The organism is Brevundimonas sp. GW821-FHT12E07, from assembly GCF_058807035.1.
Genome location: NZ_JBXAQH010000002.1, coordinates 190,098 through 215,876, shown reverse-complemented (window position 1 = coordinate 215,876; position 25,779 = coordinate 190,098). Strand labels below are relative to the sequence as shown.

The window sequence follows — 25,779 nt, the reverse complement described above, 5'->3', positions numbered from 1 at the left end:
ATGATGACCGACCGACGTGCTCCCGCCGCCATGGCCGCCCGCTTCCGGGCGCCGCTCTGCAGTGCGATGACCCTTGTGATCGCCGCAGGACTGGGCGGGACCGCCATGGCCCAGACCGCGCCGGCGCCCGCCGCCGCCCCCACGCCTGCGCCCGCCGCGCCGCCGACCGTGCAGGTCGCGCCCGCCGCCGCTCCGGCTCCGCGTCCGGCCGAGACGGGGGTGGTCAACCGCATCCTGGTCGAGGGCAACCAGCGCATCGACCAGACCACGGTCCTGTCCTATCTGCCGATCCAGCCGGGCGACACGGTCGATTCCGTGCTGCTGGACGTCGCGGTCCGCACCCTGAACCGCACCCAGCTGTTCGCCAACGTCCAGATCGGCCTGCAGCCGAACGGCGACCTGGTGGTCTCGATCGTCGAAAACCCGATCATCAACCAGGTGACCTTCGAGGGGAACAGCGCCCTCTCGGAGAAGAAGCTGACCGAAGAGGTCACCCTGGCGCCGCGCGGCATCTATACCCGCGCCAAGGTGCAGGAAGACGTCGGCAAGATCATCGAACTGTACCGCCTCTCGGGCCGGATCTCCGCGACCGTAACGCCCAAGCTGGTCCAGCTGGAACAGAACCGCGTCGACGTCGTCTTCGAGATCGACGAAGGCCCGGAGACCGGCCTGCAGGCCATCACCTTCCTGGGCAACACCGCCTATTCGGACGGCGAGCTGCGCGAGGTCATGGTGACCAAGGAATCGGCCTGGTATCGGCTGTTCAGCTCGAACGACAACTACGACCCCAACCGTCTGGACTATGACCGCGAGCAACTGCGGAAATTCTATACGAACCGGGGCTACTACGACTTCCGCATCGTCTCCGCCGTCGCCGAACTGGTCCCCGACGACCACGCCTTCGGCCTGACGATGACGGTCGACGAGGGCGACCGGTACAATTTCGGCAAGATCAACGTCGTCACCGAAAACAGCCGCCTGAACGCCGACTTCCTGAAGCTGCTGATCCCGATCCGGGAAGGCCAGCTGTACGAGAGCGACAAGATCGAGAGCTCGGTCGACGCCCTGACCTTCGCGGCCGGTTCTGCGGGCTACGCCTTCGTCGACATCAAGCCGTCGTACCGGGCCAACCCCGAGACCGACACCGTCGACGTGACCTTCAACATCTCCGAAGGCCAGCGGGTCTACATCGACCGCATCAATGTGGTCGGCAACACCCGCACCATCGACCCGGTCATCCGTCGCGAAATGATGCTGACCGAAGGCGACGCCTTCAACCGCACCCTGATCGAACGCTCGCGCAACAATCTGCGCGCCCTGGGCTTCTTCAAGGACGTGACCATCGACGAAGTCCGCGGCTCGGCCCCGGACCGCACCGTCGTCAACGTCAAGGTCGAGGAACAGCCGACCGGCGAGCTTTCGGTCGGCGCGGGCTTCTCCTCGGTCGACAGCTTCGTCGTCAACCTGGGCATCACGGAGCGGAACTTCCGCGGCCGCGGCCAGAACGTTGTCGCCCGCGCCGAATGGGGCTCGCTGCGTCAGCAGCTGGACTTCCGCTTCACCGAGCCCAAGTTCCTGGGCCGCGACATCGGCGCCGGTTTCGACCTGTTCCACTCGCGCTATGACTTCCAGGACGAGTCGTCGTTCGACTATCGCTCGACCGGGGCCGGTCTGCGTCTGTCGTATCCGATCAACGGCTATACCCGCCTGAGCACCCGCTACTTCATCAAGGACGATGAGATCATCGTCCCGACCGGCTATTGCTCGACCGGCGGCGGCGGCTCGCGGGCCCTGTGCGAACAGGTCGGCGCCTCGCTGAACTCCTCGGTCGGCTATACGCTGGCCATCGACCGCCGCAACGACCCGATCCGCGCCACGCGCGGCTGGAACGGCACGGTCCGTCAGGATCTGGCCGGCGTCGGCGGCGACGTGAACTACATCAAGACCGAGGTCGAGGGTTCGGTCTACTACGGCTTCACCCCGTCCTGGATCGTCAGCGTCGACGGCTCGGTGGGCTATGTCAGCGGCTGGTCCGGCGACGCGGTGCGCATCAACGACCGCTTCTTCCGCGGCGGCAACACCTTCCGCGGCTTCGAGACGGCCGGCATGGGTCCGCGCGACCTGTCGACCAACGACGCCCTGGGCGGCAACTTCTACGCCGTCGGAACCGTTGAACTGACCGTGCCCAACTTCCTGCCCGATACCTACGGCATCAAGACCTCGCTGTTCACGGACGTGGGGACCCTGGGCGTGCTCGACGACCGCTACACCCTGACCTCGACCGGGGTGCAGGACACCAATATCGTCGACGACCTGTCGCTGCGCGCCGCCTCCGGCGTCAGCATCCACTGGAAGTCCCCGATGGGCCCGATCCGCTTCGACATTTCCAAGGTCTGGTCCAAGGAAGACTATGACCGCACGGAATCCTTCCGCTTCTCGACTTCAACCCAGTTCTGACAACCGCAGGTCCAAAAGGACCGCACAAAGGCCTGAAATGAAAACCCTGCTTATCGGCGCTGTCGCGCTGGCTTCGCTCTTCGCCGCCTCGGCCGCCTCGGCCCAGACCGCCGGCCCGGCCAATCCCGGTCCCGTGATCCCGGGCGTGTGCGTGTTCTTCAACCAGCAGATGCTGGCGACCTCGACGGCCGGCCAATCGGTCCAGACCCGCATGGCCGCACTTGCCAACGAAGTACAGGGCGAGCTCCAGCCCTACGCGACCGCCATCCAGACCGAGGCCACGGCCCTGCAACAGGGCGCCGCGACCATCCCGGCCGACCAGATGAACCAGCGCCGCCAGGCCCTGCAGGCCCGCGCCCAGGAAGCCCAGCAGCTGCAACAGACCCGTGAAGACGAGCTGCGCTACACCCTGAGCGAACAGCGCCGCCTGATCTCGGTCGCCGTCGAGCCGATCCTGGTCGCCGTCTACCAGGAAAAGGGCTGCGGCATCATGCTGGACCGCGAGAGCGTCTTCATCATGAACCCCGCCATGGACGTGACGGGCGAGGTCATCACCCGCCTGAACGCCCAACTGCCCACGCTGACCTTCAACCGCCTGCCGGTTCCGGTCCAGCAGGGCCAGTAAGGTCGGGAACGGGCGCATGCCCGATACCAGGTTCTTCGAGACCCTGCCGTCCCTGACGGCGACCGCCCTGGCCGAGCTGATCGGCGGGACGGTCGTCCGGGGCGGCGAGACCGAGATCGCCTCCGTCGCGCCCCTGTCCTCCGCGGACCGGGGCGCGGTGTCGTTTCTGGCCGACCGAAAATTCGCCGCTGCGCTTTCGCAGACGAAGGCCGGCTGCGTGATCGTGCCCGCCTCGGCGGTGGACGCGGTTCCCGAGGGGGTGGCGGTCATCACCTCAAGCGAGGCCCAGGCCGCCTGGGCGCGGGCGTCGCTGCGTCTGCACAGGGCCCGGACGCTCGATACCGCCGCGACGCGCGAAGAGGCCTGTGAGGACGACAGCGTCGTTCTGGAGCCCGGTGTGGTGCTGGGGCAGGGCGTACGCATCGGCCGGGGCACAAGGATCGGGGCCAATACGGTCATCGGTCCGGGCGTCCAGATCGGCCGCGACTGCGCCATCGGCTCCAACGCCAGCCTGTGGTTCGCCCTGATCGGCGACCGGGTGAAGATCTATGCCGGCGCCCGGATCGGCGAGGCGGGCTTCGGCGCCGCCGGATCGAAGGCCGGGGCGGTCGACATCCCCCAGCTGGGTCGGGTGATCATCCAGGACGGGGTGACCGTCGGGGCCAATACCTGCATCGACCGCGGCGCCTATGACGACACGGTCGTCGGCGAGAACTCCAAGATCGATAACCTGTGCATGATCGGCCACAACAGCGTGCTGGGGCGCAACGTCCTGATGGCGGCCCAGAGCGGCCTGTCGGGCTCGGTCACCGTCGGCGACAACGTGATGTTCGGCGGCCAGGCCGGGGTCGGCGACCACCTGACCATCGGTGACGGCGCAGCCGTCGCGGCCGGGGGCGGCATTCTGGCCAATGTGCCGGCGGGCGAGGTCTGGTCCGGCTATCCCGCGAAGCCGCTTCGACAATTCTTGCGCGAAACGGTCTGGGTGTCCAAACAGGTCGCCCCGAAGAAGCGTACGAAGGAATCAGAGGGATGAGCGACGGCTCCGAAACCGCCCCGGACAGCGTGAAGATCGACTACGCCGAAGTCATGCGGCGGCTGCCGCACCGCTATCCCTTCCTGCTGGTCGACAAGGCCGAGGACTTCGTGCCCGCGACCTCGATCACCGGCATCAAGAACGTCACCCACAACGAGCCCTTCTTCCCGGGCCACTTCCCGATCGATCCGGTCATGCCGGGCGTGCTGATCGTCGAGGCCATGGCCCAGACGGGCGCCCTGCTGATGTCCAAGACCATGGACGTCGCCGTGGCGGACAAGGTCATCATGTTCATGTCGATCGACGGGGTGCGGTTCCGCAAGCCCGCGCGGCCGGGCGACCAGCTGAAGATGAAGGTGATCGTGACCCGCGCCCGCGGCGACGCCTACAAATTCCGCGGCGAGACCTTCATCGACGACAAACTGGCCGCCGAGGCCGAGTTCATGGCCATGGTGGTCACGGTCGACCAGCCGGCGACCTGATCATGGCCACCATCCATCCCTCCGCCATCGTCCACCCCGAGGCCCAGCTGGCCGACGGGGTGCAGATCGGACCCTGGTGCACGGTCGGACCGGGCGTCAGCCTGGCCGAGAACGTCACCCTGGTCAGCCATGTGGTGGTCCAGCAGGACACCACGATCGGCGCCCGCACCATCGTCCATCCCTTCGCCGTCATCGGCGGCGACCCGCAGCACAACGGCTACAAGGGCGAGCCGGTGCGGCTGGAGATCGGTTCGGACAACTCGATCCGCGAGCACTCGACCTTCAACCGGGGTACGCCCCAGGGTTCGGGCGTGACGCGCGTCGGCTCCAACAACCTGTTCATGACCGGCGCCCACGTCGGCCACGACGCGGTCGTCGGCAGCAATGTCGTCATGGCCAATAACGCCACCCTGGGCGGTCATGCCCAGATCGGCGACAAGGTCTTCCTGGGTGGGCTGTGCGCCGTGCACCAGAACGGCCGGGTGGGGCAGGGCGCAATCGTCGGCGGTCTGGCCGCCGTAACGCGCGACGTCATCCCCTATGGCTCGGCCTGGGGCAACCACGCGCGGTTGCACGGGCTGAATCTGATCGGGCTGAAGCGCAAGGGCTACGGCAAGGACGCGGTGCGTCGCCTGCTGGCCGCCTTCCGCGACCTGTTCGAAGCCGACGGGGTGTTCGCCGACCGCCTGGACGGGGTCGAGGAGACCTACGCCGACCTGCCCGAGATCATGGAGATCGTCGCCTTCATCCGCGACGGCGGCAAGCGGCCGCTCTGCCTTCCGGGCGAGTGAGGCGGTGAGCGCGCCGCACGCGCCCAAGCTGGGTCTGATCGCCGGCGGCGGGGCCCTGCCTCTGGCCATCGCGGCGCGCTGCGAGGCCGAGGATCGGGACCTGTTCGTGATCCGCCTGACCGGCTTCGCCGATCCGCATCTGGTCCGCTATGCGGGCGCCGAGATCGGCATGGCCGAGCTGGGCAAGGCGCTGGCGGCGTTGAAGGCGGCGGGCTGCAAGGCCGTCTGTTTCGCCGGCACCGTCAACCGGCCAGACTTCAAAAGCCTGAAGCCCGATCTGAAGGGGGCGACCCTGCTGCCCGGCATCATCGCGGCGGCGACCAGGGGCGACGACGCCCTGCTGCGCAAGATCCTGTCGGTGTTCGAGAACGAGGGCTATGCCGTCGAGGGCGCCGACGACATTCTGGGCGGAGAGACGCTGGCGCCGGGCGCTCTGGGCGCGGTCTCGCCGACCGAAGACCAGCTGGCCGACCTCAGGAAGGCGCTGCATGTCGCGGAAAAGGCGGGCGAACTGGACATCGGTCAGGGCGCGGTCGTCTGTGACGGACTGGTGCTGGCCGTCGAGGCCCAGGAGGGAACGGACGCCATGCTGAGCCGCGTCGCCGGACTGCCGGCCGACCTTCGCGGGGCCGCCGGAGCCCTCAAGGGCGCGCTGGGCAAGGCGCCCAAGCCCATTCAGGACCTGCGCGTCGACATGCCGGTGATCGGGACGCGGACGCTGGAGCTGTCCGCCGCGGCCGGGCTGGCGGGCGTCGGCGGGGTGGCGGGCAAGCTGATCCTGATCGACCGCCCGGCCCTGATCGAGACCGCGAACCGTCTGGGCCTGTTCGTCTGGGGCGAGGACAGGTCATGAAGATCATGCTGGTCGCCGCCGAGGCCTCGGGCGACGCCCTGGGCGCGGGCTTGGCCAAGGCGCTGAAGGCGCGCGATCCGGCCGTGACGTTTGTCGGCGTCGGCGGGCCCAAGATGGCGGCAGAAGGCGTCGAGAGCCCGTTCGACATCGCCGAACTGTCCATCCTCGGCTGGCTGGAGGGCTTGCGCGCCTACAAGCGGGTCAAGGCGCGGGTGGCGGACACGGTGGCTCTGGCGGTCAAGGAGCGGCCCGACGCCGTGGTCCTGATCGACAGCTGGGGCTTCACCATCCGGGTGGCCAAGGCCTTGCGCGAGGCCCTGCCGGGCGTGCCCCTGATCAAATACGTCGGGCCGCAGGTCTGGGCGTCGCGGCCGGGACGGGCCAAGACCCTGGCGGCGACGGTGGACCATCTGCTGGCGCTCTACACCTTCGACGCGCCCTGGTTCGAGGCCGAGGGGCTGGCGACGACCGTGGTCGGGTCACAGGCCCTGCATGTGGACATGGACAGCGCCGACGGCGCGCGGTTCCGAGCCTCACGCGGGCTGGCGGCCGATGCGCCCCTGCTGCTGATCCTGCCGGGCAGCCGGCCGTCGGAGATCCGCCATATGACGCCCGTCTATGGCGAGGCGGTCGCCCTGCTGAGGAAGACCCATCCGGGGCTGGAGGTCGCCGTGGTGGTCGCGGGCACCGTCGCCGCCGACGTCACCGCCCGCGTCGCCGCCTGGCCGTTCCGCGTGCATCTGGTGCAGGAGGACGAGAAGTACGACGCCATGCGCGCCGCGACCGTCGCCCTGGCGACCTCGGGCACCGTCTCGACCGAACTGGCGCTGGCGGGGGCGCCGATGGTCATCGGCTACCGGTTCGACGGCCTCAGCTATGCGATCATGAAGCCGTTCTTCACCGGCAAGTTCGCGACCCTGTTCAACACCGCCGCCGACGAGATGATCGCGCCGGAGTTGATCCAGAAGGACGCCACGGCGGAGAAGCTGGCCGGGGCCGTCGGGGCGCTGCTGGACGATCCGGAGGCCCGCGTGGCGCAGGCGGCCCGCCAGAAGACGGCGCTGGACCGGATGGGCCGGGGCGGGCGCGACCCGTCGGAGATCGCCGCCGAGGCGGTCCTCAAGGTGATCGGCGAGCGCGGCTAGTCCTGCGCCACGGGACCGACCTCGATAGCGCCCCTCGGGCTCATGACCGCCATCTGCATCCGGTCGTCGGCCTTACCGGTCAGCATCAGGCCGTGGACGCGACCAGCGTCATGCCACTGCCCGCTCGCGGCCCTGAGGTCGGTGCGGCTGAGCTTTTCGGTCGCGAGGTCGTAGCGAACCACGGTCGGGCCCGAGACCGACGGCGCTTCGAAATAGAGGGCGCCGTCCAGCACCGAGACCTTGGCCAGCTGCGAGCCCATCTCCATCGGCAGGAGAGCGGCCATGTCGCGCACCGCCAGCGTCGCCGGGCCGCGCTCCGCGCCGTTGTCGTCCAGCCGGTAGAGGGCGTTCTTGTCGGGATAGAATTGACGGAGGTAGATCTGGCCGGTCGCCTGGTCGCGGATGATCTCTTCGCCCCGGTTTGAGGTCTGGCACTGGAAGACATGGTCCGCAGGGGTGACGGAGACCGTCACGAAGGTCTCTCCGCTGCGTTCGAGAACGCGCCATTCGCAGGCCCCGGCGGTGCGCGTCAGAACAAGAACCCGGCCCGTCGGCAGAAGGGCGATCTGATCCGGAGACCAGTCGTAGACGTCCGGCAGCGCGATCATGTGCAACAGGTCGCCCGCCGCCGAAAGCGTCATGACCTGCGCGGCCCGGCTCTTGTAGGGGCGGGCGACAACGACATAGCCGCCGTTGGAAGGAGCGGCGTCGTAAACCCGGGAATAGTCGATACGGCCGCCCAGTCGGGTCAGGCGCAGCCGCCCGCCGGGGCCGCGCGAGACGCAGGCAAGACGGCCACGATCGCCGGAGAAATAGCCGCCATGGACGTCCACGAGGCCGCAGCCGAAGGGGGTGGCGGTCGCGGCGCCCGACATGCCGCTGAGCGCGGGCTGGCTCTCGGTCAGCGGGAAGGCGGGCCGGGCAGACGACAGGGTCCAGCTGCCACTGTTGAGCAGGAAGACGGGCTCGGCGCCATTCGCATCCAGCGGCAGAGCCTCGATCCGGGCGACGGGTGCGGCGCAGGCCGTGGCCAGCAGGATCGATGCGATCGCGAGGAGCCTCATGGTCGATCCTTCCCTGTACGCGGTTAGAGCCGCCGCCTTTTGTGGACCAGACCAGGCACGCAATCCAGAGATGTCATCCGGCCCGGCCTCGCCCGATTGACGCAGCCATTGTGCGGAACGCCGAACAGCTCATGCGGATTACACCGGCTTATCGCGCGCCGTTGCGGGGCCTAGATTTCGGGCTCGGAACAAGGAGTTTTCCCATGACCATTTCCCCGACTGTCGGCAGCTACACGATGGGCGACCGGACCGTGAAGCGGCTCGGCTATGGCGCGATGCAGCTGGCCGGGCCGGGCGTGTTCGGCCCGCCCAAGGATCACGAGGGCGCCCTGGCCGTGCTGCGCGAGGCCGTGGCCTCGGGCGTGGACCATATCGACACCTCGGACTTCTACGGCCCGCACGTCACCAACAGGCTGATCCGGGAAGCGCTTCATCCGTATACAGACGACCTGACCATCGTGACCAAGATCGGGGCGCGGCGCGACGAGACCGGCGCCTGGCTGCCGGCCTTCTCGGCTTCGGAGCTGGAGCGGGCGGTGCATGACAACCTGACCAACCTCGGGCTCGAGACGTTGGATGTGGTCAATCTGAGGGTCATGATGGGCGAGGCCCATGGCCCGGCCGAGGGCTCGATCGCGGAGACGCTGTCGGTCGTGGTCGACCTGCAGCGGCAGGGCCTGATCCGCAACATCGGCCTGAGCAATGTCACCGCGAAACAGGTCGAGGAGGGGCGGTCGATGGCGGAGATCGTCTGCGTCCAGAACCTCTACAACCTGGCGCACCGCGAGGACGACGCCCTGATCGACAGCCTGAACGCCGCCGGCATCGCCTATGTGCCCTTCTTCCCGCTGGGCGGGTTCAGCCCGTTGCAGTCGGACGCCCTGAACACGGTGGCGGCGGGTCTGGGCGCGACGCCGATGCAGGTCGCCCTGGCCTGGCTGCTGAAGCGGTCGCCCAACATCCTGCTGATCCCCGGCACCTCGTCGGTCGGACACCTGAAGGAGAATCTGGCGGCCGGCGATCTGGTGCTGGACGAGGCCGCCATGACCGCGCTGGACGCCATCGGCGGCTGACACCGCAGGCCATCGCCCAAAGAAAAACGCCGGAGCTTTCGCTCCGGCGTTTTGCATTTCAGACCGGGGTCCGATCAGCCGCGGGCGCTGATCGGCACGTAGTCGCGCTCGGTCGGGCCGGTGTACAGCTGACGCGGGCGGCCGATCTTCTGGGCCGGATCGCCGATCATTTCCTGCCACTGCGAGATCCAGCCCACGGTGCGGGCCAGAGCGAACAGGACGGTGAACATCGAGGTCGGGAAGCCCATCGCCGACAGGGTGATGCCCGAGTAGAAGTCGACGTTCGGGAACAGCTTGCGCGAGGTGAAGTATTCGTCGTTCAGGGCAACCTTCTCCAGCTCCTTGGCGACCTGGAACAGTGGGTCGTTCTCGCGGCCCGTGGCGGCCAGCACCTCATAGGCGCTTTCCTGCATGACCTTCGCGCGCGGGTCGTAGTTCTTGTACACCCGGTGGCCGAAGCCCATCAGCTTGTACTTGCGGTCCTTCACGCCCTGGATGAACTCCGGAATCTTGTCCGGGGTGCCGATTTCCTGAAGCATGGTCAGGGCTTCTTCGTTGGCGCCGCCGTGCGACGGGCCCCACAGGCAGGCAATGCCGGCGGCGATACAGGCGAACGGGTTGGCGCCCGACGAACCGGCCAGACGGACGGTCGAGGTCGAGGCGTTCTGTTCGTGGTCGGCGTGCAGGGTGAAGATCCGGTCCATGGCGCGGGCCAGGGCGGGGTCGATCACATAGTCCTCGGCCGGGACAGCGAAGCACATGCGCAGGAAGTTCTCGGCGTACGACAGGTCGTTGCGCGGCGAGATGAAGGGCTGGCCCACGTGGTACTTGTACGCGCGCGCGGCGATGGTCGGCATCTTGGCGATCAGGCGGATGGCCGAGATGTTGCGCTGGACCGGATCATGGATGTCCAGGCTGTCGTGATAGAAGGCCGACAGGGCGCCGACGGCGCCGACCATGATCGACATGGGGTGGGCGTCGCGACGGAAGCCTTCGAAGAAGCGGTCGAACTGGGCGTGCAGCATGGTGTGCCGCGTGATGGTGGTCTCGAACTCCGCATACTGGGCGGCGGTCGGCAGCTCTCCGTAGAGGAGCAGGTGGCAGACCTCGAGGAAGTTCGACTGCGAGGCCAGCTGGCCGATCGGATAGCCGCGGTGCAGCAGCACGCCGGCGTCGCCGTCGATGTAGGTGATGGCGCTTTCGCAAGCCGCCGTCGAGGTGAAGCCGGGGTCGAAGGTGAAGGCGTCAGTGGCGCCGTACAGCTTGCGGATGTCGATAACGTCGGGGCCGGTGGAACCGCTCAGGACGGGCAGTTCGACGGTCTTGTCGCCGAGGGTGAGGGTCGCCGATTTGGCAGGTTCAGTCATTGTAGCCCCTTGTGAATCAGGGCCCGCGCCGGGGAGACGCCGGACCCCTTGTTGTTCGTGAACGTCACTTAGTCTGTTGCAGCGCATCATCCAAGCGCCCGAGCGATTCTTCGCGCCCCAAAGCGGCAAGAGTTTTGGCGATGTCGGGCGAAACCCCGTCTCCGGTCAGGGCGGCGCGGACGGCGGGGCCGATCTTGCCGAAGCCGACGGCCTCTTCCTCGGCGAAGGCCTTGAGCTCGGCCTCCAGGGCGAAGACGTCCCAGCTGGCGAACAGCTTCAGCCGGTCGCGCAGACGGCCGATGCGCTCGCCCGACTCGCCGGCCAGCAGCGGCAGGGCTTTTTCGAAGATGACCAGAGGGCGGCGGCGCAGGACGAAGGCGGTCTGGTCGACCAGTTCGTTGAGGGTCTTCGCCCGGTCCTTGAGGAAGGGCATGGCGCGGGTCAGGCGGACCTCGTCGTCCTCGCCCAGGACATGGCCGCGCGCGAGGTGCAGATCGAGGACCTGTTTGGCCAGGCCGTCGTCGTCGGCCAGCCGCATCCAGTGGGCGTTGACGTGGGCCAGTTTGTCGAAGTCCAGCCGGGCCGGGGCCTTGCCGACGCCGGACAGGTCGAACCAGGCCTGCGCCTGTTCGTCGGAGAACAGTTCGTCGTCGCCGTGGGCCCAGCCGAGGCGCGCCAGATAGTTGCGCATGGCCTCGGGCAGATAGCCCATCTCTGCATACTCATGCACGGCTTGCGCGCCGTGGCGCTTGGACAGTTTGGCGCCGTCCGGGCCGTGGATCAGGGGAATGTGGGCGAAGCTCGGACGGGGCCATCCGAGGGCGTCATAGATCAATGATTGACGAGCAGCGTTGTTCAGATGGTCGTCGCCACGGATGACGTGGGTCACGCCCATGTCGTGGTCGTCGACCACCACGGCGAGGTTGTAGGTCGGCGCGCCGTCACTGCGCAGCAGCACCAGGTCGTCGAGGTCGCCGTTGTCCCAGCTGACCGCGCCCTGGACTTCATCATTGACCTCGACCCGGCCGGGCAGGGGGCGGCGGAAGCGGACGACGAAAGGCTGTTCGGCCTCCAGCCCGGCGGCGACACGATCGCGCCAGGGGGATTCGAAGCTGCGGCGCTCGGCCTTGGCCTCGTCGCGCAGACGGCCGGTCTCTTCGGCGGTCGTGTAGTCGCGGTAGGCATGGCCGGTGTCGAGCAGGGTCTGGACGACCTCGCGGTGACGGTCGGCGCGCGAGAACTGGAACACCGGCTCCTCGTCGGCGAACAGCTCCAGCCAGCTCAGGCCGTCGAAGATGGCCTTCACGGCCTCATCGGTCGAACGCTCGCGGTCGGTGTCCTCGACACGGATCAGGAACTTGCCGTTGCGCCCCTTCGCGTAAAGGTAGTTGAATAGCGCCGTTCTCGCACCGCCGATGTGCAGGGAGCCGGTCGGCGAGGGGGCGAAGCGGGTGACGACTGTCGAGGACGCGTCTGGGGAAGAGGCAGGAGAGGTCATGGCAGGGAGGTCCGTACGGGCCGCCCTTATACCGCCCGACGCGGCAAAGCCCAGCCTTCCAGACAGGATCGTCGCCTCCGTGCGCGACGAGGTCGCCGGGCAGGGCCTGCGCTGGCGGCTGTGGGCGCCGGTGGCGTTCGGCGGCGGCTGCGCGATCTATTTCGGCCTGAAGGTCGAGCCGCCGTTGTGGCCGCCGCTGGTCGCGGCGGGCGTGGCGGTGGGGCTGTGGCTGGTGGCTCGGGCGAGGGGGCTGTCGCGGGTCGTGACCCTGCCGCTGATGCTGCTCATGTGTGTGGCGCTGGGGCTGGCGGCGGCGAAGGTTCGGACGGAAAGGGTCGCGGCGCCGATCGAACCGGAGCTCGACGCGCCTACGGTCATCGAGGCCTGGGTGCTGGATGTCGACAGTCCGGGCGCGAACGGGCACCGGGTGGTGGTGGCGCCGGTGTGGATCCGGGGGTTGGAGTCCCAGGCGACGCCGATCCGGCTGAGGGCCACGGTCAAGGGCGATCCGCCGCCGCCGGGGACGCCCGTCCGGCTGTTCGCCATCCTCAATCCGCCGCCGCCCCCGGCCAGCCCGGGCGCCTATGATTTCGGCCGCAACGCCTTCTTCGAGGGGATGGGCGGCACCGCCTTCGCCCTGTCGCCGACCCGGCCCGCGCTCCTGCCCGAGGCGCCGTGGCGGCTGAGACTGGCGATGCAGATCAACGGGGTGCGGTTCGGACTGGCGCAGAAGATCGTCGACCGGCTGGGGCCGCGCACCGGCGGGGTGGCGGCGGCGATGGTGACGGGGCACGAGACCTGGATCGAACGCGAGGACCTGGACGCCATGCGGGATTCGGGGTTGGCGCACATCCTGTCGATCTCGGGCCTGCATATGGCGGTCGTGGGCGGCTTTGTCTTCTTCGCGGTGCGTCTGGGCGTGGCGGCGATCCCGTGGGTGGCGTTGAGGGTGTCGGGCAAGAAGGTCGCGGCCGTCGCGGGCCTGATCGCGGTCGCGACCTATCTGGTCATCTCGGGGGCGCCGCCGCCGGCCGAGCGGGCCGCCATCACCTATTCCATCGCCTTCCTGGCCATCCTGCTGGACCGGCAGGCGATCACCATGCACGCGCTGGCGGTCGCGGCCCTGATCGTGCTGGCGCTCCAGCCCGAGGCCATCGTCACCCCGGGCTTCCAGATGTCGTTCGCGGCGACGGCGGCGCTGGTGGCGCTTGTCGAGAGCTGGCCGGCGCGGGTGCGGGAGATTTCGGCGCCTCTGCCCATCCTGATTGTGCAGAGGATCGGCGGCTGGATCGTCGCGGCGGTGACGGCCAGTCTGGTGGCGGGGCTGGCGACCGGCCCGTTCGCCATGCAGCATTTCAACCGGACGGCGGTCTATGGCCTCGGGGCGAATCTGCTGACCTCGCCGGTGGCGGATTTCGTGATGATGCCGGCCCTGGCGCTGGGAGCCTTGCTGGAGCCCATGGGGCTGGGCGCGCCCTTCCTGTGGGTGGCGGGCAGGGGCATCGACCTGATGCTGGCCATCGGGCACTGGACGGCGGAGCTGCCGGGAGCGGTGCGGACGGTGGCGAGCGCGCCGGACTATGTGCTGCCCATCGCCTTTCTGGGTGTGCTGTTCATCTGTCTGTGGAAGGGGCGGCTGAGGTGGCTGGGCCTGCCGTTGGCGGCGGCGGTGATGCTGTGGCCGAGGGCTCCGACGCCGGACCTCTGGATCGGCGACAGCGGGACCAATGCGGCGTTTCACTCTGGCAAGGATGCCGTGGCGGTGCGGCCGGGGGTGCGGGAGTTCGCGGCCGACCTGTGGTCGCGGCGGCGGGGACTGACATTGACGGACCGGCCGGATGCGGGCTGGGTCTGCGGGCGGTTCGCCTGCGCGCCTCAGGTGCGGGATGCGGCGCCGGTGGCCCTGTGGTGGGGGACGAAGCCGCCGACGGCGGAGGTGCTGACATCCCTGTGCGGCGCGGCGCCCGTGGTCAGTGTGCGGGCGGCGGTGGCGAGGGTTCCGGCGGGGTGTGCGCAGACACTGGTGCTGGACGGGGTCGACTTCGGGCGCGGCGGGGCGGTGGAGCTGTGGCGGTCCGGCGCGGGCTGGAAGGCGGTGTGGACAGCGCATGTGCGGGGGGACCGGCCGTGGTCAAAGCAAAACCCTCTCCCATAGGGAGAGGGCTTGAGCGCCCGGGAGCGTAGCGATCGGTTCGCGCGAAAGGGTGAGGGGTTATGCCCTCACCGGCTGACGACAGAACCCCTCACCCTCCCACTCGCTTTGCTCGCGGGTCCCTCCCTCTCCCTGTGGGAGAGGGGCAGTGAGCTAGTGATACTGCCGAATGAGCCCGACCAGCTTGCCCTGGACCTCGACCTGGTCGGGGCCGAAGATGCGGGTCTCGTAGTTGCGGTTGGCGGGTTCGAGCGCGATGGACTGGCCCTTCTTGCGCAGGCGCTTGAGGGTGGCTTCCTCGCCCTCGACCAGGGCCACGACGATCTCGCCCGAGGAGGCGGTGTCGACGCGTTTGATGACGACCAGATCGCCGTTGAGAATGCCGGCCTCGATCATCGAGTCGCCCTCGATCTCGAGCATGTAATGCTCGCCGGCGCCCAGCATGGCCTCGGGCACCTGATAGCGGCCGTTGTCGCCCTGGATGGCGGCGATGGGCACGCCGGCGGCGATCTTGCCGACCAGAACCAGTTCGCGGGTGTCGTTGGCGGCCTCGGAGACCGGCGCCGAACGTCCGCCGCCCTCGATCACCGCCGGGGTGAAGGGCGCGCGGCCGCGAATCGGGCCCGTCGTCGCCTGTTCCGGCAGCTTGGTCACCTCAAGGGCGCGGGCGCGGTGGGCGAGGCGGCGGATGAAGCCGCGCTCCTCCAGGGCCGTGATCAGCCGGTGGATGCCCGACTTGGACGCCAGATCCAGCGCCTCCTTCATCTCGTCGAACGAGGGGGAGACGCCCGTCTCCTTGATGCGTTCGTGGATGAACATCAGGAGTTCGTGCTGCTTGCGCGTGAGCATGGGAGAAGCCTTCAGAACAAGACGTGAACCGTTGTCGATGTTCTGTAAGTGTTCTTCACTAATGTCAACTTAACGGTGACGCCGAGCAGCGGCGGCGCGTCAGGGCGGCCTGCGGAAGGTCCGCGATCTGTTTGGCGTCGCGATTCAAAAGCAGGGTGAAAACGGTGCGCCGCTCCCCGGACGTCATCAGAAGCGTGGCGGAAGAGACGGTCTTCGACCAGAAACTTCCCTTCTCGAAGATGACCTCCTGCACGTCGTCGAAGTAGACGGGGTCCGGCCAGGCGTAGTGCTCAACCCGGTCAGGCAGGATCACCAGCACGGGCTTTTTCAGGAAGGCCAGCCGGTAGCAGGCGTAGATGCAGCCGGGACCGGCAATCAACGACAGCACGGCGGAGACCTGCCACGGGCCGCGAACGTCAAACGCCCGACCGTGAGTCCACAACAGCGCGATACCTGCCAGGACCATGGCGATGCCGGTGAGGAGAATCAGCGCCAGTTTGAGAGCGCTGGTCCTCGGCTGATCCTCGCTCAATCCAGCAAGGCCCGGGTCGCGGCCTCGACGTCCGGCTGACGCATCAGGCTTTCGCCGACGAGGATGGCGCGGGCGCCGGCCATGCAGACGTCGGCGACGTCGTCGGGGGTGAAGACGCCGCTCTCGGCGACCAGAAGGGCGGACTTCGGCGCCAGATGCGACAGGCGGGCCGTCGTGCCAAGGTCGACCTCGAAGGTGCGAAGCGAGCGGTTGTTGACCCCGATCAGGTCGCCGCCCAGCTGGACCGCGCGGGCCATCTCCAGCTCGTCATGGGTCTCGATCAGGGCGTCCATGCCAAATCGACGGGCCTCGGCCAGCAACTCGCCGGCCAGACCGTCGTCGATCATGGCGAGGATGATCAGGATGCAGTCGGCGCCGAGGGCCCGGCTCTCGGCGACCTGCCAGGGATCGACGAGGAAATCCTTGCGCAGGCAGGGCAGGGTGACCGCCGCCCGGGCCTGGACCAGATAGTCGTCGGCGCCCTGGAAGCTGGGGCCGTCGGTCAGGACCGACAGACAGGCCGCGCCGCCCGCCTCATAGGCCTTCGCGAGCGCCGGCGGGTCGAAGTCCTCGCGGATCAGGCCTTTGGACGGGCTGGCCTTCTTGATCTCGGCGATCAGGGCCGGGCGTCCGGGGGCGGCGTGCTTTTCGAGGCTGTGGCGGAAGCCGCGCGGCATGCCGGCGATCATGGCCAGCGACTCGATCTCGGACTGCGACTGGGCGGCCTTGCGGGCGGCGACGTCCTCGCGCTTGTAGGCGGCGATGCGGGCCAGAACGTCTTCGCGGGGGGCGGCAGTCATACGAGGTCTTCGATCGGCAAGGGCGTGGAGGTGATCCGCGCGAGAGAGGCGAGGGCTTCGGCGGCCTTGCCGTCATCGATGGCGGCGGCGGCGAGGGCGACGCCGGATTTCAGGTCATCCGCCTTGTCGGCGACTATCAGGGCGGCGGCAGCGTTCAGAAGGACCACGTCGCGATAAGGGCCGGTCTGGCCGGCCAGCAGGGCGCTCAGGGCCTTGGCGTTGGTTTCGGCGTCGCCGCCGCGCAGGGCGCTGATGTCGGCGCGGGGCAGGCCGGCGTCCTCGGGGGTGACGGTGAAGCGACGCACACGCCCGTCCTTCCATTCCGCGACCTCGCTGGCCCCCGTGATGGTCAGTTCGTCGAGACCCTCACCATGGACGGTCCAGGCACGGGTGGCGCCGAGGCGGCCGAGCACTTCGGCCAGCGGCTCCAGCAGACGGGGGTCATAAACGCCCATGACCTGACGCTTCGCGCCCGCCGGGTTGGACAAAGGGCCGAGCAGGTTGAAGACGGTGCGGAAGCCGATCTCGGCGCGGACCGGGCCGACGTGGCGCATGGCGCCGTGGTAGGCAGGGGCGAAAAGGAAGGCGATGCCCGCCTCGTCCAGCGCCGCCTTCTGCTGGTCCAGCCCGGCGGTCAGATCGACGCCGAGAACGCCGAGGACGTCGGAGGAGCCGGACTTGGAGCTCATGGCCCGGTTGCCATGTTTCGCGACTTTCAGGCCAGCCCCGGCCAGAACCAGCGCCGCCGCGGTCGAGATGTTGAAGGTGTGGGCCCCGTCGCCGCCAGTGCCGCAGGTGTCGATGACGTCGTAGTCGTGATCGAGGGTCAGGGCGGCCTTGCGCATCTCGCCCGCGAAGGCGGCGATTTCGTCGACGGTCTCGCCACGCATGCGCAGGGCGGTGACGGCGGCGGCGACCTGGGCCGGGGTGGGCTCGCCGCGCAGGCAGGCCGCGAAGAAGTCGCCGGCCTCGGCAGAGGTCAGGGGTTTGCCATCGACCAGCTTGGCCAGCAGCGGCTTGAAACCACCCTCAGCCATGACCTCAGACCATGGCCAGACGCTTGACGCCCGCCAGATCGAGGAAGTTCGCCAGCATTTCGTGGCCGTGTTCAGTGGCGATCGACTCGGGGTGGAACTGGACCCCGTGGATCGGCCGCTCGTGGTGCTGGAAGCCCATGATCTCGCCGTCCTCGGTCCAGGCGGTGACCTGAAGCGTATTGGGCAGGGTTTCGCGCTGCACTGCCAGAGAATGGTAGCGGGTGGCGGTGAAGGGCGAGGGCAGGCCGGCGAACATGCCCTTGCCCTCATGGAGGATCGGCGAGGTCTTGCCGTGCATCAGGGCCTTGGCGCGGATGACGTGGCCGCCCATGGCCTGACCGATGGCCTGATGCCCCAGGCAGACGCCGAGGATCGGCATGTCCAGCGGCGCGGTGTCGATCAGCGGCAGGCAGATGCCCGCCTGATCGGGCGCGCAGGGGCCCGGCGACAGCAGGACGGCTTCGGGTTTCAGCGCCCAGGCCTCGGCGGTCGTCAGGTCGTCATTGCGGACGACATGCGTCTCCGCGCCCAGTTCCGCGAGGTAGTGGACGAGGTTGTAGGTAAAGCTGTCGTAGTTATCGACGACGAGGATCATGCGGCGGTTCTAGGACCTGAAATCCTCCGCGCCAAGCCGAAGCTTGCGCGGACACCGGACGTTAACCATCGTGGCCGTCAGATCGGTTCCCTGTCGCAGAGAGTCGCCGCGTGATCGATACCGCCGCCGAGATCGAACAGGCCCGCGCCCTGCTGGTCGAGACGCCCGAGCGTCCGGCCAGCTCGCTGGGCGCGCTCGGGGCCGCCTTTCTGGCCGCCAGCGCAGCTGTGCTGCTGGCGGGCGTCATGGTGCTGGGGCCGGGCTTCGCGATGAAGGACCCGGTCTATCAGGGCCAGTTCGAGAACTAGCCGAACCAGCCGGCCGTAAAGCCGAAGAAGACCAGAAGGATCAGGGCGAACAGGACGGCGACCGCCGCCACCGACACGCCCAGCACCGAGGTCATGCCCTTCACATTCTCGCCCTGACGGGCCTCTTCGGTCGTCTCTTCGACGTGGTTATCCTGGATGGTCGACATAGCGATCTCCGTTCGTTGATTAACAACAACGGCAGCGAAGCTGTTTCGATCCGTGGGCCGGGCCTGAGCCGATCGACGCCGGACAGAAAAACGCCCGGACGCAGCAGCGTCCGGGCGATTTCCGACCGGAGGTCTTCGGGGATCAGAACTTGTAGCGGGCGCCCACGAACACCTGACGGCCGGTGTGGTGGTAGACGTAGGTCGAGTTACGCTCGCCGCCGAGGTCGCCGTGGTACTGGCGGTTCGGCTCGTCGGTCAGGTTGATGCCTTCCAGCGTCACGGTGACGTGGTCGGTCAGCTGATAGGAGGCCGAGCCGTCGATCGACAGGGTCTCGGTCTTGCCGGTGACGGCGATCCCGCGCGTGCCGCCGTTGGCCGCCGGCACCTGCTGGAAGTAGTCGTCGCGGTAGGCCGCCGAGATGCGGGCGTTCAGCTTGCCGTCGTCGTAATAGAGGGTGGCGTTCCAGGCGTTGGGCGACAGGTTGACCAGATCCTCGGTCACGAAGGCGGCGCAGGTCGCGGTCGTGCAGTAGTCGATCTCGGATTCGACGTGGGTGTAGTTCAGCTGGGTTCCGAGGTTGGAGAACAGGCCCGGCAGGAAGTGGAACGGCTGCTGATAGCTGATCTCGAAGCCCTTCAGCGGTCCGCCGGGCGTGTTGGCCTGGGTCGAGAAGACGTGGTTCAGGTTCGGATCCCGCGCACCCGCCGGGAAGGCCACCGGGTCGATGGCCGTCAGCTGGGAGTAGGGCAGGGTCGTCTGGGTGGTCTGAACGAAGGTCGAGATGTCCTTGTAGAAGTAGGCGAAGGACAGCAGGGACTCCGGCGCGAAATACCATTCGACCGACACGTCGTAGGTCTTGGCGCGGTAGGGCTCCAGATCGATGTTGCCGATCGAGGCCGAGGGGTTCGGCGCCGTGGCGGCGCTGAGCGTATAGACCGGCACCAGGTTGGTGATCGGCGGACGGGCCATGACCTTGGCGGCCGCGAAGCGGATCTGCAGGTTCTCGATCGGTTCGAACGCGACGTTCAGGGACGGCAGGGTGTCGTCGTACTCGTTCGTCCCGGAGGTCAGAACCGGCAGATTGTTGATGTTGGAGTAGCCCTGGGCCGCCAGCTCGGTCTTGACCTGACGCACCCCGACGTTACCGCGGAACGGCACGCCGAACAGGGAGGTGTCCCAGTCCGCCTGGATCCAGTAGCCGGTGTCGGTCTCGGTGACCTGGCGGAAGCTGGCGAAGGAGCCCGGGTTGTCGAGCCCCAGAAGGCGGAAGTCGCCGCCCGCAACGCCGGTGTTGCAGTTGCAGTCCCACTTCCAGATGTTCCGGAGCGCATCGAGGTCGGGGATGATCCAGGACGTCGCCGAACCTGCCGGGAGGTCGAGGTTGCGGCCGAAGCCCGTCAGCAGCTGGGTCACCGAAGCCATCGACGTGCCCGCAGGCAGGGCCGGGGCGTCATTGACGTTGTTCAGGCGGCTGTAGCCGGTGCCGACCGAGTCGTACTTCTTGTGGCTGGCCCCGGCCTTGAGGGTCAGGACGTCATTGACGTTCCACTCGAAGCCGCCTTCGGCCGTCTCGTAGATGTTGGTCTGGTAGCTGGTGTTCAGACGCAGCTCGGACTTCAGCAGGCCGGTCGGCCCCGTGACCGTCCACGAATTCGGATCGGTGACGTCGAAGCCGTAGTTGATCAGCGGCAGGTCGTGGTTCTGACGGAAGTCCCAGCTGTAACCGGCGCCGTTGAGATGATCGATGATCGCATCGACCTGCAGCGGGTTGCCGAACTCCGACTTGGACCGACCGATCGCGCCCGAGAAGCGGAAGTTGTCGGTGAACTCCTGCTCCAGCGACAGGGTGCTCTGGGTATAGGTGGTTTCAAGGATGTCGAAGCGGTTCTCGGTCCGCATGTCGACGTCGTTGAACTTGGCATAGACCATCTCGCCGGTGTCCGGATCGACGACGGTGTCGACGATATCGACCTCGGGCTTGCCGCCCTGGGAAGCGTTACGGCTGAAGGACCAGGCCTCGAGGAAGTTTTCGCGGCGGGTCGAGTCCAGCTGCGACCACAACAGGTCGTAGGTCAGCAGGGTCTTGCCGCTGGCCGGACGGAACTGCAGCGACACGGTGGCGCCGGTGCGTTCCTGTTCGTGGGTCAGACGGCCATAGCGCGGGATGCGCGGGTGGAAGAGGCCGCCGGCCGCCGCCGACCCGCCGGGCAGGGCCGCCGGGTTCTGGAAGCCGTTGTCGCCGTTGGCCGGGCCCCAGCGCACCGAGGAGAAGCCTTCCTCGATCGAATCCTTCTTGCTGTAGGCCAGCGAGGCCAGGGCGCCGAGTTGACCGTCGAACCAGGTGTTGGAAGCCAGAACGGCGTAGCGCGGGCTCCAGGTTTTTGACAGGTCGTTATAACCGCCCTGGACCGAGCCGGCGGCGGTGAAGCCCGTGTAGTCGAACGGGCGGCTGGTGCGCAGGTCCACGGTCGCGCCCAGCGACCCTTCCTCGACCTCGGCCGAGGCGGTCTTGCGGACCGTGATGTTGTTGAAGAGCTCGGAGGCGAAGACGTTGAAGTCGAAGCCGCGGCCGCGGTTGGTGCCGCCCGAGGAATCGGTGGCACCGGTCGTGGCCTGGGCCTCAATGCCGTTGATGCGGGTGCGGGTGAAGTCCGGACCGAGGCCGCGGACCGTGATCGTGCGGCCTTCGCCTGCGTCGCGGTCGATGGAGACGCCGGGGATCCGCTGGATCGATTCGGCGAGGTTGGTGTCGGGGAAGTCGGCGATGTCTTCGGCCGAGATGGCGTCGACGACCCCGGCTTCACGGCGTTTGATGCTCAGGGCGGCGGCCAGACTGGCGCGGAAGCCGGTGACCACGACCTCGTCAACGGAGGTGGCGCCGTCATCCTGGGGATCTGCGGGCGCCGGAGCTGTCTGGGCATGGGCCCCGGTCGCCAGCGCCAGGGCGAGGACGCCGAGCGAGACGCCGGTCATGCGGGACAGGCGCGTGAAATTGCGAGTGTTCATCCTGGGGTTCCCTTCCCGTTTCCACCCGTCAGGAGACTCTTGCGGTCCCTGTACGGATCGCCCGCGACTGCGGACGCCACCGGCCCAAAGGACGCTTATCGCCCTTTTGATACCGGTGTCATTCAGACTAGGACCAAATCGGGCTTCATGGCAACAAAGTGTCGGGTATTTTCGCGAAACTGATCATTTTTGAAATGTCGCGAAGCCTTGCGGCTTCGGAAAGCGGAGACCCAGACCGCTTGCAGACGTCCGCGATCACGCGCCGATGACGCGTGAAAGACCGCATTCAGAGAAGCCGGAAGACTAGATCGCGCCCGCGTCGTTGAGCGGTTGGCCCAGTTCGAAGCGCCAGGCGTCGGAGGCGGCGTTGATCGGGGCGCGGGCCTTGGCCTGGGTCTCGGCGTATTCGGCGGCGGGATCGGAGTCGGAGACCACGCCGGCGCCGGCCTGAACGAAGACCTGGCCTTGCGTGAACATGGCGGTGCGCAGGACGATGCAGATGTCGGCCTCGCCGCCTGCCGAGATATAGCCCACGCCGCCGCCGTAGCCGACGCCGCGTTTTGTGGACTCCAGCTCGTCGATGATCTCCATCGCCCGCACCTTGGGCGCGCCCGACAGGGTGCCGGCGGGCAGGGCGGCCAGCAGGGTGTCGACGGCGTCCAGCTTCGGATCAGCCTTGCCGACGACGTTGGAGACGATGTGCATGACCTGGCTGTAGCGCTCGACCACGAAGCTTTCGGTCACCTCGACGGTGCCCGGCGCCGAGACGCGACCGACGTCGTTGCGGCCCAGATCCAGCAGCATCAGATGCTCGGCCCGTTCCTTGGGATCGGCCAGCAGTTCGGCCTCCAGCGCCTTGTCGGCGGCGGGGGTCGCGCCGCGCGGGCGGGTGCCGGCCAGCGGACGGATGGTGACCCCGCCGTCCTTCAGACGCACCAGGATTTCCGGGCTGGACCCGGCCAGCTGGAAGTCGCCGAAGTTCAGATAGAAGAGATAGGGCGAGGGGTTCTGGCGCCGCAGTGAGCGGTAGAAGGCGAAGGGCTCGCCGATCCAGGGGGCGCTGAACCGGTGGCTGAGCACGACCTGGAAGATGTCGCCGGCGCCGATGTAGTCCTTGGCCGCCGCCACCATGCCGTTGAAGGCCTGACCGTCGACCGGGGAGACGAAGGCGGGCGCCTCGGCCGGGACCGGAGCGCTGCGGCCGACGAGCGGACGGCGCAGACGGGCCTCGAAGTCGTCCAGACGGGCGTTGGCGGCGGTCCAGGCCTGTTCGGCGCCGAGACCGGCGTCCGGATAGATGGTCGCGACCATGACGATCTCGCGCCGCACCGAATCGAACATGGCGACCAGCGAGGGGCGGGTCAGGACGGCGTCGGGCAGGTCCAGCGGGTCGGGATTGGCTTCCCCCAGCGGCTCCAGCAACCGGACCATGTCATAGCCGAAGACGCCGAACAGGCCGGCGGCCATGGGCGGCAGCTCGCCCCAGGGCGTCGCCGTCAGGTCGAACTTCGTCGCCGCGATAAGGGCGCGCAGGGACTGGAGTGCGGGCAGGGGCTCCGGCGCGAAGCGGTCGGCGGCGATGTCGGGGCCGCGCGCGATCTCGGCTGCGCCGCCCCGGCAGCGCCAGACCACGTCAGGATCGACCGTAATGATCGAATAGCGGCCGTTCAGGGCGCCGCCCTCGACCGATTCCAGCAGGAAGGCGTGGGTGCGGCCCAGGCCCACCTTCAGATAGGCGGAGACCGGGGTCTCCAGATCGTCGATCAGACGGCGAACCACGACCTGGGGCCGGCCGGCGGCCAGCCCCGTCGCGAAGTCTTCGTACCCGACGTCCGTCACTGGGCGGGCGCGGCCGGAGCGGTGGAGCCGCCGGGGGCAGGCGCCGAGACGCCCAGCGCTTCCAGGGCCAGGGCCGGGTCGTTCTTGGCCTTGGTCGAGCGGGCCGCGGCGGCGATGGCCTGTTCCACGGCGGCCTGGGCCATGTTCTGGCCCATGCGGACGCGAAGCTGTTCGGCGACCGGGGCGGCCAGGGCCGGAACGGCGGGATGGATGTTGTCGACGCGGCCGACCACGAAGCCGGTCTCGGACGCCGGGCCCGAGAAGACCTGACCCTTGCCCTGACCGAACAGGCCCTGAAGCACGCCCTCGCCGATTTCGGTCTGGGTCTGCTGGTTCTGCTGGGCGGAGCTGCGGGTCACGAGGGTCGCGCCGGCCGAGGAGGCGACGGCGGCGATGTCCTGACCGCCGCGCACGCGGGCCGCCAGTTCATCAGCCTTGGCGGCGATGCGACGGGCGCTCTCACGCTGGATCCAGGCCTGGGTCAGCGGGCCGCGGACCTCGTCCAGGGTCGGCAGGGCGGCCGGCTTGATGTCGTCGAGGCGCAGGACGAAATACTGGCCCTGACCGGCATCGATCACGTCGGACTCGCCGCCCTTCGACAGGGTCCAGGCGGTCTGCAGCAGCTGCGGCGGGGCGTTCATCGCCTGGCCGTTCGGCAGTTTGCCGTCCTTGTCGATCGGGGGCAGCTGAACGATGCGGGCGCCGATGGCCGCGACGGCCTGTTCGAGCGTCTTGCCCTCGGAACGGGCCTTTTCGTACTGCTCGACCTTGGAGAAGACCTGGGCCTTGGCGTCCTCGGCGCGCAGTTCCTGGATCAGGGCGGCGCGGCTGTCTTCCAGGGTGGCGGCGTGACCCGGGGTCGCGGAGGTCAGTTTGGCGACGGTGAAGCCGACGCGGCCCTGGATGGCGTCAGAGACCTGACCGGGCTGCATGCCGAAGACGGCGGCGGCGACGGCCGGTTCGCTGACGGCGCTGCGCGGGGTGTTGTTGAAGTCGGCCGGGCGGATGTCGCCATTGGCCTTGCCGGCGTCGGCCGGGCTCTGGCCCGCGCGCAGGGCGGCGGCGATCTTGTCGGCGGCGGCCTTGGTCGGAGCGGTCAGGGTAACGAAGGTCCGGGTTTCCGGCGTCGACAGCGAATCCTTCTTGAAGTTAAAGCGCTCCACGATCCGGGCTTCCGGGATGGCGGCCGTCGAGGCGTCGGCCGACGGCGTGAACAGGACCACCGACGCCATCCGGAACTCGGGGCGGCGCAGACGGGTCGCGTTCTCGGTGATGAAGCTCTGCAGCTGGGCGTCGGTCGGAGCCGGGGTCGCGCCAACCATGGCCGGGGTGACGAGGAACCAGCGACCGTCGCGGGTCTCCAGAGCGCGGCCGGCCAGCAGGGCGCCATAGATGCGCGGCACGCGGTAGCCCGCCATGACGGCCGTGCCGGCGTGCTGGCTGACATACTGGTCGCGCAGCTCACGCTCGATCATGACCGGGGTGTAGTTCTTCTCGGCCAGCACCGACTGGTACTGCTGCTCGTCAAACTGGCCGGTGACCGAGTTGAAGAAGGCGGGAATGGTGCGGATCTGCTTGATCACCAGAGCCTTGCCAGGGCGGATGCCGGTCCGCCAGGCCCAGTCGAGGAAGCCCAGTTCCTGGGTCCGCTGCTCGAGGTAGCGGACGTGGACGTTCTCCTTGACCAGATCCTCGGTCGTCAGGGGGCGACCGGCCCGTTCCTGAAGCTGCTCACGCGCGCGGTCGAAATCGCTGCGGAACTCGGCCGCGTCGATCGTGCGGCTGCCCGCGTCGATGATGTGCTTGGGCATGATGCCCGAGAAGACGTCCAGCTTCGCGCCGCCGACAAGGAGAGCGACACCGACGAGGACCAGGAGGGCGGCGGCCCATTTGGACTTCGCGAAATTGCGGAACACGGAGATCATCGAGCGAACCTGAAGAGGCGACCAGGGACAGGAAGTGAGCGGCGCCGCTCTGGCCTATAGGCAGGGGGCGGCGGCACGGCAAGCGGACCCTTCGGAACTCGGGCCGCGCCGGACGCACGAGCGGCCTTGTGACGCGATTGCGGCAGCAGCTTGGCTTTGCAGGGAATCCTGCTTTAG

General features: G+C 68.2%; 22 protein-coding genes. 10 read left to right on the top strand and 12 right to left on the bottom strand.

The genetic code is table 11. From position 1 onward, the window contains the following. Nucleotides 1-105 precede the first annotated feature (105 nt). Genes bamA through lpxB form a run of 7 tightly spaced genes read left to right on the top strand, consistent with a single transcriptional unit; the run spans nt 106 to nt 7,389 of the window. The gene (bamA, locus tag AC1ROD_RS09105) at nt 106-2,457 is read left to right on the top strand and encodes an outer membrane protein assembly factor BamA (RefSeq protein ID WP_492948432.1); all 2,352 of its coding nucleotides are present in this window, start codon (nt 106-108) and stop codon (nt 2,455-2,457) included. A 37-nt stretch (nt 2,458-2,494) separates the two neighbouring features. Next, nucleotides 2,495-3,082 carry an OmpH/Skp family outer membrane protein gene (locus AC1ROD_RS09100; RefSeq protein WP_492947940.1) on the top strand — a complete coding sequence of 196 codons (588 nt, stop codon included), beginning with the start codon at nt 2,495-2,497 and terminating at the stop codon, nt 3,080-3,082. A 16-nt stretch (nt 3,083-3,098) separates the two neighbouring features. Further along, nucleotides 3,099-4,118 (top strand): UDP-3-O-(3-hydroxymyristoyl)glucosamine N-acyltransferase, encoded by a 1,020-nt coding sequence (lpxD, locus tag AC1ROD_RS09095; RefSeq protein WP_492947939.1) that lies wholly within the window; start codon nt 3,099-3,101, stop codon nt 4,116-4,118. After that, nucleotides 4,115-4,600 carry a 3-hydroxyacyl-ACP dehydratase FabZ gene (gene fabZ, locus AC1ROD_RS09090; RefSeq protein WP_492947938.1) on the top strand — a complete coding sequence of 162 codons (486 nt, stop codon included), beginning with the start codon at nt 4,115-4,117 and terminating at the stop codon, nt 4,598-4,600. Before lpxD ends, fabZ begins: the two co-directional genes overlap by 4 nt. A 2-nt stretch (nt 4,601-4,602) precedes the next feature. Next, a complete protein-coding gene (lpxA, locus tag AC1ROD_RS09085) occupies nt 4,603-5,391 on the top strand; it encodes an acyl-ACP--UDP-N-acetylglucosamine O-acyltransferase (protein WP_492947937.1) in 789 nt (262 codons plus the stop codon). A 4-nt stretch (nt 5,392-5,395) separates the two neighbouring features. Continuing rightward, on the top strand, nt 5,396-6,244 hold the full coding sequence (lpxI, locus tag AC1ROD_RS09080; protein ID WP_492947936.1) for a UDP-2,3-diacylglucosamine diphosphatase: 849 nt from the start codon (nt 5,396-5,398) through the stop codon (nt 6,242-6,244). Continuing rightward, nucleotides 6,241-7,389 (top strand): lipid-A-disaccharide synthase, encoded by a 1,149-nt coding sequence (gene lpxB / locus AC1ROD_RS09075; RefSeq protein ID WP_492947935.1) that lies wholly within the window; start codon nt 6,241-6,243, stop codon nt 7,387-7,389. The genes lpxI and lpxB overlap by 4 nt, the downstream gene beginning before the upstream one ends. On the opposite strand, the gene AC1ROD_RS09070 is transcribed toward lpxB, so the two are convergent. After that, nucleotides 7,386-8,453, bottom strand: coding sequence for a hypothetical protein (locus tag AC1ROD_RS09070; protein ID WP_492947934.1), 1,068 nt, complete (start codon nt 8,451-8,453; stop codon nt 7,386-7,388). The two genes, lpxB and AC1ROD_RS09070, sit on opposite strands and share 4 nt — an antisense overlap. Before the next feature lie 203 nt (nt 8,454-8,656). On the opposite strand from AC1ROD_RS09070, the gene AC1ROD_RS09065 reads away from it, so the two are divergent. Further along, complete coding sequence (locus AC1ROD_RS09065; RefSeq protein ID WP_492947933.1) at nt 8,657-9,526, top strand: aldo/keto reductase family oxidoreductase; 870 nt, start codon at nt 8,657-8,659, stop codon at nt 9,524-9,526. A 74-nt stretch (nt 9,527-9,600) separates the two neighbouring features. Here the strand turns inward: AC1ROD_RS09065 and gltA are convergent, their stop codons facing one another. After that, nucleotides 9,601-10,893, bottom strand: coding sequence for a citrate synthase (gltA, locus tag AC1ROD_RS09060; RefSeq protein WP_492947932.1), 1,293 nt, complete (start codon nt 10,891-10,893; stop codon nt 9,601-9,603). A gap of 64 nt (nt 10,894-10,957) precedes the next feature. After that, nucleotides 10,958-12,391, bottom strand: a complete 1,434-nt coding sequence (gene gltX, locus AC1ROD_RS09055) for a glutamate--tRNA ligase (RefSeq protein WP_492947931.1) — start codon at nt 12,389-12,391, stop codon at nt 10,958-10,960. 79 nt (nt 12,392-12,470) lie between these two features. On the opposite strand from gltX, the gene AC1ROD_RS09050 reads away from it, so the two are divergent. Next, nucleotides 12,471-14,546, top strand: a complete 2,076-nt coding sequence (locus AC1ROD_RS09050) for a ComEC/Rec2 family competence protein (RefSeq protein WP_492947930.1) — start codon at nt 12,471-12,473, stop codon at nt 14,544-14,546. Between the two features lie 150 nt (nt 14,547-14,696). On the opposite strand, the gene lexA is transcribed toward AC1ROD_RS09050, so the two are convergent. From lexA to AC1ROD_RS09025, 5 genes are all read right to left on the bottom strand, one after another. Beyond that, complete coding sequence (gene lexA, locus AC1ROD_RS09045; protein WP_207931869.1) at nt 14,697-15,392, bottom strand: transcriptional repressor LexA; 696 nt, start codon at nt 15,390-15,392, stop codon at nt 14,697-14,699. A 64-nt stretch (nt 15,393-15,456) separates the two neighbouring features. Continuing rightward, a complete protein-coding gene (locus AC1ROD_RS09040) occupies nt 15,457-15,924 on the bottom strand; it encodes a hypothetical protein (protein ID WP_492947929.1) in 468 nt (155 codons plus the stop codon). Further along, nucleotides 15,921-16,724 (bottom strand): indole-3-glycerol phosphate synthase TrpC, encoded by an 804-nt coding sequence (trpC, locus tag AC1ROD_RS09035; protein WP_492947928.1) that lies wholly within the window; start codon nt 16,722-16,724, stop codon nt 15,921-15,923. Before trpC ends, AC1ROD_RS09040 begins: the two co-directional genes overlap by 4 nt. Beyond that, on the bottom strand, nt 16,721-17,761 hold the full coding sequence (gene trpD / locus AC1ROD_RS09030; RefSeq protein ID WP_492947927.1) for an anthranilate phosphoribosyltransferase: 1,041 nt from the start codon (nt 17,759-17,761) through the stop codon (nt 16,721-16,723). The genes trpC and trpD overlap by 4 nt, the downstream gene beginning before the upstream one ends. Before the next feature lie 4 nt (nt 17,762-17,765). Next, nucleotides 17,766-18,356 carry an anthranilate synthase component II gene (locus AC1ROD_RS09025; RefSeq protein ID WP_492947926.1) on the bottom strand — a complete coding sequence of 197 codons (591 nt, stop codon included), beginning with the start codon at nt 18,354-18,356 and terminating at the stop codon, nt 17,766-17,768. 110 nt (nt 18,357-18,466) lie between these two features. On the opposite strand from AC1ROD_RS09025, the gene AC1ROD_RS09020 reads away from it, so the two are divergent. Continuing rightward, on the top strand, nt 18,467-18,664 hold the full coding sequence (locus AC1ROD_RS09020) for a peptidoglycan-binding protein (RefSeq protein ID WP_492947925.1): 198 nt from the start codon (nt 18,467-18,469) through the stop codon (nt 18,662-18,664). Here the strand turns inward: AC1ROD_RS09020 and AC1ROD_RS09015 are convergent. The 4 genes from AC1ROD_RS09015 to AC1ROD_RS09000 all read right to left on the bottom strand — a co-directional run bounded on the left by AC1ROD_RS09015 (nt 18,661) and on the right by AC1ROD_RS09000 (nt 25,602). Then, nucleotides 18,661-18,831, bottom strand: a complete 171-nt coding sequence (locus AC1ROD_RS09015; RefSeq protein WP_492947924.1) for a hypothetical protein — start codon at nt 18,829-18,831, stop codon at nt 18,661-18,663. The two genes, AC1ROD_RS09020 and AC1ROD_RS09015, sit on opposite strands and share 4 nt — an antisense overlap. A 142-nt stretch (nt 18,832-18,973) precedes the next feature. Then, entirely contained in the window at nt 18,974-21,838 is a 2,865-nt protein-coding gene (locus AC1ROD_RS09010) for a TonB-dependent receptor (protein ID WP_492947923.1), read from the bottom strand. Between the two features lie 303 nt (nt 21,839-22,141). Next, nucleotides 22,142-23,677: an anthranilate synthase component I gene (trpE, locus tag AC1ROD_RS09005; RefSeq protein WP_492947922.1), complete on the bottom strand. Its 1,536-nt coding sequence runs from the start codon at nt 23,675-23,677 to the stop codon at nt 22,142-22,144. Beyond that, nucleotides 23,674-25,602 carry a peptidylprolyl isomerase gene (locus AC1ROD_RS09000; RefSeq protein ID WP_492947921.1) on the bottom strand — a complete coding sequence of 643 codons (1,929 nt, stop codon included), beginning with the start codon at nt 25,600-25,602 and terminating at the stop codon, nt 23,674-23,676. Before AC1ROD_RS09000 ends, trpE begins: the two co-directional genes overlap by 4 nt. Nucleotides 25,603-25,779: the final 177 nt, after the last annotated feature.

Coding starts and splice junctions, on each gene's coding strand:
- AC1ROD_RS09025 (WP_492947926.1), bottom strand. CDS start 18,356: ATGATCCTCGTCGTCGATAACTACGACAGCTTTACCTACAACCTCGTC.
- lexA (WP_207931869.1), bottom strand. CDS start 15,392: ATGCTCACGCGCAAGCAGCACGAACTCCTGATGTTCATCCACGAACGC.
- AC1ROD_RS09000 (WP_492947921.1), bottom strand. CDS start 25,602: ATGATCTCCGTGTTCCGCAATTTCGCGAAGTCCAAATGGGCCGCCGCC.
- AC1ROD_RS09065 (WP_492947933.1), top strand. CDS start 8,657: ATGACCATTTCCCCGACTGTCGGCAGCTACACGATGGGCGACCGGACC.
- bamA (WP_492948432.1), top strand. CDS start 106: ATGGCCCAGACCGCGCCGGCGCCCGCCGCCGCCCCCACGCCTGCGCCC.
- gltA (WP_492947932.1), bottom strand. CDS start 10,893: ATGACTGAACCTGCCAAATCGGCGACCCTCACCCTCGGCGACAAGACC.
- AC1ROD_RS09010 (WP_492947923.1), bottom strand. CDS start 21,838: ATGAACACTCGCAATTTCACGCGCCTGTCCCGCATGACCGGCGTCTCG.
- AC1ROD_RS09015 (WP_492947924.1), bottom strand. CDS start 18,831: ATGTCGACCATCCAGGATAACCACGTCGAAGAGACGACCGAAGAGGCC.
- lpxD (WP_492947939.1), top strand. CDS start 3,099: ATGCCCGATACCAGGTTCTTCGAGACCCTGCCGTCCCTGACGGCGACC.
- trpC (WP_492947928.1), bottom strand. CDS start 16,724: ATGACTGCCGCCCCCCGCGAAGACGTTCTGGCCCGCATCGCCGCCTAC.
- lpxB (WP_492947935.1), top strand. CDS start 6,241: ATGAAGATCATGCTGGTCGCCGCCGAGGCCTCGGGCGACGCCCTGGGC.
- AC1ROD_RS09070 (WP_492947934.1), bottom strand. CDS start 8,453: ATGAGGCTCCTCGCGATCGCATCGATCCTGCTGGCCACGGCCTGCGCC.
- fabZ (WP_492947938.1), top strand. CDS start 4,115: ATGAGCGACGGCTCCGAAACCGCCCCGGACAGCGTGAAGATCGACTAC.
- trpD (WP_492947927.1), bottom strand. CDS start 17,761: ATGGCTGAGGGTGGTTTCAAGCCGCTGCTGGCCAAGCTGGTCGATGGC.
- gltX (WP_492947931.1), bottom strand. CDS start 12,391: ATGACCTCTCCTGCCTCTTCCCCAGACGCGTCCTCGACAGTCGTCACC.
- lpxA (WP_492947937.1), top strand. CDS start 4,603: ATGGCCACCATCCATCCCTCCGCCATCGTCCACCCCGAGGCCCAGCTG.
- AC1ROD_RS09100 (WP_492947940.1), top strand. CDS start 2,495: ATGAAAACCCTGCTTATCGGCGCTGTCGCGCTGGCTTCGCTCTTCGCC.